Consider the following 7,674-nt stretch of genomic DNA (forward strand, 5'->3'; position numbering starts at 1 on the left):
GTCTACATCCTTTCCAACACTTCAATTCCCAACAAATTTAAACCTAATTTCAAAGTTCTCGCTGTCAAATCGCACAATGCTAACCGCGATGTTTTAACAGGCTCTTCCGATTTCAAAACCGGACAGTTTTCAAAGAATTGGTTGAATTTTTCACTCAACTGATAAAGATATTCACACAAGCGATTTGGAAGCAATTCTTTCTCTACTTCTGCAATAACTTCATCTAGCTGTAAAATATGTTTTGCTAAAGTTAATTCAGCTTCTTCCCTGAGCATAATTTTGATATCTTCGCCCAAATTATCATAGTCAATATCGCCTTTACGACTAATACTTTGAGTTCTTGCATAAGCATAAAGCATATAGGGTGCGGTATTACCTTTAAGCGCAAGCATTTTATCAAAGCTAAATTTATAATTTCCAGTACGGTTTTGACTCAAATCGGCATATTTAACCGCACTGATTCCCACAACTTTAGCAACGTTAGCAATAAAATCTTCTGTTTCTTCTCTTCCTTCTTCCTCTTTTAATCTTGTTTCTAAATCCTCACGACACCGGGAAACTGCTTCATCTAATAAATCCCGCAATCTAACCGTTTCTCCAGAGCGGGTTTTTAGTTTTTTCCCGTCTTCTCCCAATACCAAACCGAAAGGTACGTGAACAATTTCTACATCTTCGGGAATCCAGTGAGCGCGGTTTGCTACTTGAAAAACACCAGCAAAATGGTTTGCTTGTCCAGCGTCGGTGACATAAATTAACCTTTTGGCTTCGTCTTTCCGTATTCTGTAACGTAACGCTGCTAAATCTGTGGTTGCGTAGTTATAGCCGCCATCGGATTTCTGTACAATTAAGGGTAAAGGTTCGCCTTCTCTATTTTTAAACCCTTCCAAAAATACAACCTTTGCACCATCGCTTGATTCCAACAATCCCGCTTTATCTAAATCTTTCACTACTTCCGGTAACAGAGGATTGTAAAAAGATTCTCCTCTTTCCTCTACCTTAATATCGAGTAAATCGTAAATTATCTGAAACTCTTGTCGAGATTGTTCGCAAAGTAATTTCCAAGCGTGAATAGTATCTTCCGCACCTGCTTGTAATTTTACAACTTCATTTCGCGACTTTTCTTGAAATTTCTCATCTTCATCAAACCGTTTTTTGGCTTGCTTGTAAAAATTTACCAAGTCACCAATATTCAAAGCATTCGCAGTAGTCAACGCTTCCGGTGAAACTTCCCGGAGATTGGTAATTAACATTCCGAATTGCGTACCCCAGTCACCAACGTGATTTAAGCGAATTACATCATGCCCTCTAAATTCTAAAATTCTAGCGATCGCATCACCAATAATAGTAGAGCGTAAATGTCCGACGTGCATTTCTTTGGCAATATTCGGGCTGGAAAAATCCACAACTTCCCGCTTTGGTTGCTTTGCGATGGGAACTCCCAAACGCGAATCGGCTTGAATCGAATTTAACTGTGCTTCGAGGTATGATGTTTGTAACCGTAAATTGATAAAACCGGGACCAGCAATTTCTGGTTTCTCGCAAATATCCGACACATCAAGATTCTCAACCACCTGCTGTGCAATATCTCTCGGCTTTTGTCCTAACTTTTTCGCTAAAGACAAAGCCATATTTGCTTGAAAATCGCCAAATTTAGGATTAGACGCAGGAACTAAAATTGGATCGGTATCGGCATATTCATCACCGAAAGCTTTACGTAAAGCCTGTTTTAACTTTTCTTTTAGATGTTCTTGTGTAGCGTTCATATGTTTAATTGTAAAATCGATACATTAGTATTCTCAGATGCAGCCATACTAAAAAATATCATGCTGCTCTTTAAAAGTTCTTTTAATATCACTCAAACCAAGTAAGTAGGTAGGCATAATTAAATGTAAGATGTCATTGCCTTACCCTAACGGGTCAGCAAGCTGAACACGGAGTGTTCCCTAGAGAGGGAATGGAGGAACGACGTTAGCGCAGCGTCTCCCCAAGGGAGATAGCAACCGCAGTGACTGGGATTGCTTCGTTCCTCGCAATGACTGAGCGTATTATATTTATTTGTATTAACCCACTTATCTCTAAAATTTTATTATGATAATCAAGTTTGAAAGTCATAGACAGCATTTCAACCAAGAATTATAACGTTTAGCTAGTTCACCGATAAACTCGATCTCTTCATCTTTAAGGTTATCGAATAAATCGCGATATTCCCAATCATGTTCGTAACGACTCAACATTTCTTGTAAACTAAATTTATGGTTCTTCAGTACTTTGGTATACAAACTGAAGCTTATATTATTTACTATTACTTCCTTCGCTAACTTTTGATATTACATTTACGCTAGATATAGAGCTAAAAAGTTAGCAAAATTTATTATTTAGCTAAAATCCGCAGTATTTAACCGTACTGTATCCGCAAACGATTTAATTCCAAAACTAACTCGATATCGAAGGGTTATTTCACGGACAGCATTTTTAAGTTTTCTATAGTTTGCACTGCCGTTTGATACTGTTTTAACTACTATATCTTCCAATTTATTATTATAAACTTCCGATTCTCCTATTATTGGAGTCATTTCTTCAATTTGGATAACATTCTCAATATCTGTATTTACCGATTCTAATAAAAGCTTTGCATGAGAGTAAGCATTTTGAATTGCTGTTTTTTTTGCTTGTTCTTTAATTTCCCAATTAGCACCAAATACGGGCTGATGCATATCCAAAGTAAATGAATAGCGGGGTTTTTTAAATAATTTCTCTAATGTGGATACAGCTTGGATTAAACGAGATATATCTGAACAGGAGATAATTATCTTTTGACGTGCTTCCTGTCTTATTCTTCTGCGATTTAAAGAGCGTTCCCTTATATTTAAACCTCCTTCTGTTAATTCATATTCTTCTAAACCATTTGATAATAAACTTTCAATACAAAGATTCCGTAGAATCGTAATTTCATTTAAAGGAATTTTAGTCCGATTCGTCCACACAATTATATTGATGTCGGCAACATATCTTTGTACTGTTTCTAAATATTTTGATTCTCCGATGACTTCTATGTGAGATTCCATATTATTTTAAACATAGTAAAACTGAATAATTTATTAGTTTAGGGAGGTGGACTTTGCCTATATAGCAGCGTCTCCGTAAGGAGATATTATATTCGCCAGATAGTTTTAAGTTATATTGCATGAGAAAACAAACTTATTCACAATAAATGCATCTGCCAATCAATTATCTTATTTTAATCGCAACAACTATCTATCAAGCCATAGCAACCTGGATTGAAGATAAAAAAGCTCCTCCAGGTAAACTTATTGATGTCGGAGGCTATAAATTGCATCTCTACACGATAGGTGATTCGCGTCCTACAGTAGTATTAGACCATAGTTTGGGAGGAATTGAAGGTTATTTACTTATCGAAGATATTGCTAAAATTGCACGAGTATGTATATACGAACGCGCTGGATATGGTTGGAGCGATCGCAGCCTTCACCAAAGAAGCAGCGAACAAATTGTTAAGGAATTAGATATTCTTTTAACTAATGCTGAAATCAAGCCTCCATATATTTTAGTCGGAGATTCTTTTGGAAGTTATAACGTGCGACTGTATGCACATAAATTCCCTGAAAAGGTTGTTGGAATGGTACTTACAGATGGACTCCACGAAACCGGAATGCTGAATATGCCTTTGAATTTAAACATCTTAAAGCTTTTCTTTGCTTCCGGTTTTGTAATGTCAACTTTTGGTTCAATTCTCGGTATTATTCGTTTGCTAAAAACAATTGGAACTTTTGAATTTATCAAGCCGCAATTACGTAAATTTCCTCAAGATTCTCTCAATCCAATTAAGCGCTCTTTTTGTCGTACTAAACATTGGATTACGATGACTCAGGAAATATTAACCCTTGATATTAGCGCTCGTCAGGTGAGTAAAGCAAATCAATTTGGTGACTTACCCATTGTCAGTGTTAAAGCCAATTCTTTCTTCAAGGCTTCTATATGGACTTTTGCTTTACCGTTAAAAGCTGCGAATCAACTGCGAGAAAAAATGCACGTCGAATTGCTCAAATTATCCAGCGATTGCATTCAACTACAAGCATCGAAAAGCGACCATTTTGTTTGGGTTGATAGCCCAGAAGTAATTTTAAATGCTATCAAAATTATTTTAAATAAAGTAGATTATAACAGTCAATAGAAAATCGATGAGCTATATATTAAATCTAAAGATGCGTATTTCTAAATTTATTTCCTATATTGCATGGCTTTACGTAATTTTATTCTCTCTGTGGATTTTATTGCGTTTCCTTTTCTTCGATAGTCTGTGGTGGTTAGCGTTAATCAATACTGTAGCGTTATATCTTTTTATTCCTTTAATTATATTCTTTCCTTTCGCGCTGTTGTATCGTTATTGGCGGTTATTTTTTGCGCTTTGCTTACCTTTGGGTTTATTTATTGGTTTGTATGGATCGTTTTTTCTTCCACCTCTATCGACTCCTACAACTCAAAATCAACCAACTATAAAAGCAATGACATTTAATATGCTTTTTAACAATCGCAATTTTGATTCAATTAGCAAAATGATTGCTGAGAATAACCCCGATATTATTGGTTTGCAAGAAGTGCGATCGCAAACTGCACCTATTTTAGTTAAACGCTTTGCGAAGGATTATCCTTACAGCGCTTTTCATCCCGTTGAACTTTCCCACAATGTCGGAATTTTAAGCCGCTTTCCCATCGATAAAATAATTGCTTTACCAGCACCACCAATACAGCGAGGTATTCAAGTAACGCTTCGTTTAAATAATGGAAATCCTTTAGAAGCAATAGTTGTACATTTGACTCCAAGTTATCCAACACGTCAATTCTTAAAACTTGCCGATTATTGGTATACCAGTCGTGCTGCCGAAGTATCTTATTTAAGCAAGATTGTGAAACAGTATGATGAACCTACGATAGTTATGTGCGACTGTAATTTTACAGATACTTCAGAAACTTATTCTCGAATGCAAAATTTTATGAACGATAGCTTTCATGAAGTAGGATGGGGTTTTGGACATACATTCCGAGGTAGATTTTTTCCTGTTGGCAGAATTGATTACATTTGGCATACCGAAGATATTAAAAGTGTTGAAGCTTATGTTGGTACAAAAGCAGGCTCAGATCATCTTCCAATGATTGCAAAATTGCAGCTTGTTAAATAAAGCAAAGCTTTCAACAATATATTTAGATAAAATATCAATTAGAACGCGATTAATTTAAGTGGTTTTATGGGAAACTAACTATGACAGTAACTCTAGCCAAATGGACGATAGAAGAATATCACCAGATGATTGAAGCGGGAATATTTGATAATCGTCGAGTTGAACTGCTTAAGGGAGAAATTGTAGAGATGTCACCAGAAGGGGAACCACACGCTTATTTTAGTAGTGAAGCAGCAGTATATTTGATTCGGTTGTTAGCTGATAAGGCAATGATTCGTCAAGAAAAGCCGATTACGCTTCCTAACAATTCTGAACCCGAACCCGATATTAGTATAGTTAAACCATTAGGGCGCGAATATTTAGAACATCATCCTTATCCCGAAAACGTTTTTTGGTTAATTGAGTATTCTAATTCCAGCTTAGAAAAAGACTTGGAAACGAAAACCAAAATCTATGCTGAAGTCGGAATTGCTGAATATTGGGTAGTAAATCTCAAAAAAAGACAGTTAATTGTATTTCGGGAACCATCTGATGGGGAATACGCTTCAAAAACTACAATAACTGAAGGCACAATTTGCCCGTTGGCGTTTCCTGATATTGCCGTATCGGTAGATATGATTGTAAGTAATTAGTTATTCTCAATCCAAAATCTAAAATCTAAAATTGGTTGATTTTCATACTTAAATCCAACCATTTTGACTGAGTAATCGGCGCACTACTCGAAATATAATCAACTCCAGTTTCAGCTATAGCGCGGATAGTTTCCAGTGTGACGTTACCGGAAGCTTCTATTTTCACTTTATTATTATGCTGACGAATAACTTCCACAGCTTGACGCATCATATCCGGCTTCATGTTATCCAGCATAATAATATCGGCTTGATATTCCAAAGCTGCTTTTACTTGTTCTAAATTTTCTGTCTCTACTTCTATAGTTAAAGGATAAGGAATCCGGCAACGAATTTTATTTATTGCTTTCCCAATTCCACCCGCAGCAGCAATATGGTTATCTTTGATCATCACGGCATCATCCAAACCCATCCGATGATTGATAGCACCACCAACTTGAGTCGCGTACTTTTCTAAAATTCTCAAACCCGGTGTAGTCTTGCGAGTATCGACAAATAAAGTCGGTAAATCGTCGATTTTTTCAACATACTTCCGAGTCAGCGTTGCAATTCCGCTCAAACGCATCGCCAAATTCAACGCGACTCTTTCCCCCGTTAACAAAGCATCAAGGGAACCTTGTATTTGAGCTATCACTTTTCCCCGCTTGCAAAATTCCCCTTCCTTCACTAACACAGTAAAATCAACTTTTTCGTTCAAAAGTCGAAATACTCTACCAGCAACGGGTAATCCAGCAACTACTCCATCAGCCTTAGCTATCCAAAGTGCTTTACCTTCCGCTTCCTCTTGGTTAAGAAGAGACTGCGTAGTGCGATCGCCTCTTCCTATATCTTCTTGCAACCACTCTTTAAGATGATTATCCAAAATAATAAATGGAGGTAATACAGCCGTTGTGGTTTCCATAAAATATTGCTTTGCTAAATTTCGTATTTACTATCCTTAAGGTAGTACGAGATTATCCGACTCATCAAACTTAAAAAATGGGTTCCACGCTACTTCCCATAAATGCCCATCAAAATCCGCAAAATATCCGCTGTAACCGCCCCAAAAAACTTTTTCAGCTTTTTTGACAATAGTTGCCCCTAAATTTTCTACTTTTTCAAGCACTTGATCTACCTCTGCTTCCGCTTTCGCATTGTAAGCAAGAGTGATTCCAGAAAATCCGCTACCACCAGAGTTAGTTTTTACATCTTCAACCAACTTCATCTGGTGGATAAAGCGCGATCGCAACACCACCCATCTGAAAAAAAGCAATATTTTCATTACTTGCGCTCGATGGCTTCCATCCCAGCCCATCTCTATAGAATTTCAAAGAGCGCTCTAAATCTTCAACTCCCAAAGTCACTATATTTAGCTTCTGTCTCATAAGGCAGTTTAGTTGATTGATTAGTTCATCAATACTAAATTATTCCACCTTAAACACTATATATATTGCTCGAAGGCAATTATGCCTATCTAGAAGTAGCTTCAACCGCCCGTTTAAACCAAAAAATTCTTATATATATAGTCCGCGATGAACAGCTTTGCTTGTTTAAAAACTGTTCAAACCTTCTGCTTAATACGTTTAAGCCTAAATTTCGCCGCTTCGATGGCTAGCTTAAAATCAAAATCCGATAGTGAAATTGCCTACGATGGCTCTCAAACCAACAAATTCCATTCCCACCAAGGGGTTTTTCAAAAAAGTTTCAAAATAATTTCTCGCTTAAAACCATTGATGTGTAAGGGTTATAGCGACAGCAAAAAAACTTTTTCCAAAAAAGTTGAAAAAAGGTGTTGACACGAATAGGTTCTCTCGGTACTATGTATAAGTGCCTGAGAGAGAGAAACGCGAAACGCCGACTCCTCAAGG

At 36.8% G+C, this 7,674-nt stretch carries 9 protein-coding genes; 3 read left to right on the forward strand and 6 right to left on the reverse strand.

What is annotated here, in order from left to right; all coding sequences use genetic code 11:
- Positions 1-2: 2 nt before the first annotated feature.
- From argS to ACM03V_RS32820, 3 genes are all read right to left on the reverse strand, one after another.
- Positions 3-1,763 carry an arginine--tRNA ligase gene (argS, locus tag ACM03V_RS32810; RefSeq protein ID WP_414625004.1) on the reverse strand — a complete coding sequence of 587 codons (1,761 nt, stop codon included), beginning with the start codon at positions 1,761-1,763 and terminating at the stop codon, positions 3-5.
- Between the two features lie 345 nt (positions 1,764-2,108).
- A complete protein-coding gene (locus ACM03V_RS32815; RefSeq protein WP_414625005.1) occupies positions 2,109-2,234 on the reverse strand; it encodes a hypothetical protein in 126 nt (41 codons plus the stop codon).
- Between the two features lie 141 nt (positions 2,235-2,375).
- A complete protein-coding gene (locus ACM03V_RS32820; RefSeq protein WP_414625006.1) occupies positions 2,376-3,065 on the reverse strand; it encodes an SIMPL domain-containing protein in 690 nt (229 codons plus the stop codon).
- Positions 3,066-3,211: 146 nt separating this feature from the next.
- Here ACM03V_RS32820 and ACM03V_RS32825 point away from each other — a divergent pair, with 146 nt between their 5' ends.
- The 3 genes from ACM03V_RS32825 to ACM03V_RS32835 all read left to right on the forward strand — a co-directional run bounded on the left by ACM03V_RS32825 (position 3,212) and on the right by ACM03V_RS32835 (position 5,830).
- Entirely contained in the window at positions 3,212-4,192 is a 981-nt protein-coding gene (locus tag ACM03V_RS32825) for an alpha/beta hydrolase (RefSeq protein WP_414625007.1), read from the forward strand.
- Positions 4,193-4,223: 31 nt separating this feature from the next.
- Entirely contained in the window at positions 4,224-5,198 is a 975-nt protein-coding gene (locus ACM03V_RS32830; protein WP_414625008.1) for an endonuclease/exonuclease/phosphatase family protein, read from the forward strand.
- Positions 5,199-5,278: 80 nt separating this feature from the next.
- Positions 5,279-5,830 (forward strand): Uma2 family endonuclease, encoded by a 552-nt coding sequence (locus tag ACM03V_RS32835; protein ID WP_414625009.1) that lies wholly within the window; start codon positions 5,279-5,281, stop codon positions 5,828-5,830.
- A 25-nt stretch (positions 5,831-5,855) separates the two neighbouring features.
- Here the strand turns inward: ACM03V_RS32835 and nadC are convergent, their stop codons facing one another.
- From nadC to ACM03V_RS32850, 3 genes are read right to left on the reverse strand one after another with little or no spacing between them, the layout of a single operon-like run.
- A complete protein-coding gene (gene nadC, locus ACM03V_RS32840; RefSeq protein ID WP_414625010.1) occupies positions 5,856-6,728 on the reverse strand; it encodes a carboxylating nicotinate-nucleotide diphosphorylase in 873 nt (290 codons plus the stop codon).
- Between the two features lie 36 nt (positions 6,729-6,764).
- Complete coding sequence (locus tag ACM03V_RS32845) at positions 6,765-7,088, reverse strand: VOC family protein (protein ID WP_414625011.1); 324 nt, start codon at positions 7,086-7,088, stop codon at positions 6,765-6,767.
- A complete protein-coding gene (locus ACM03V_RS32850; RefSeq protein WP_414625012.1) occupies positions 7,018-7,191 on the reverse strand; it encodes a VOC family protein in 174 nt (57 codons plus the stop codon). The genes ACM03V_RS32845 and ACM03V_RS32850 overlap by 71 nt, the downstream gene beginning before the upstream one ends.
- Between the last annotated feature and the right edge of the window lie 483 nt (positions 7,192-7,674).

The organism is Calothrix sp. CCY 0018 (assembly GCF_963920925.1).
GTDB lineage: Bacteria > Cyanobacteriota > Cyanobacteriia > Cyanobacteriales > Nostocaceae > Rivularia.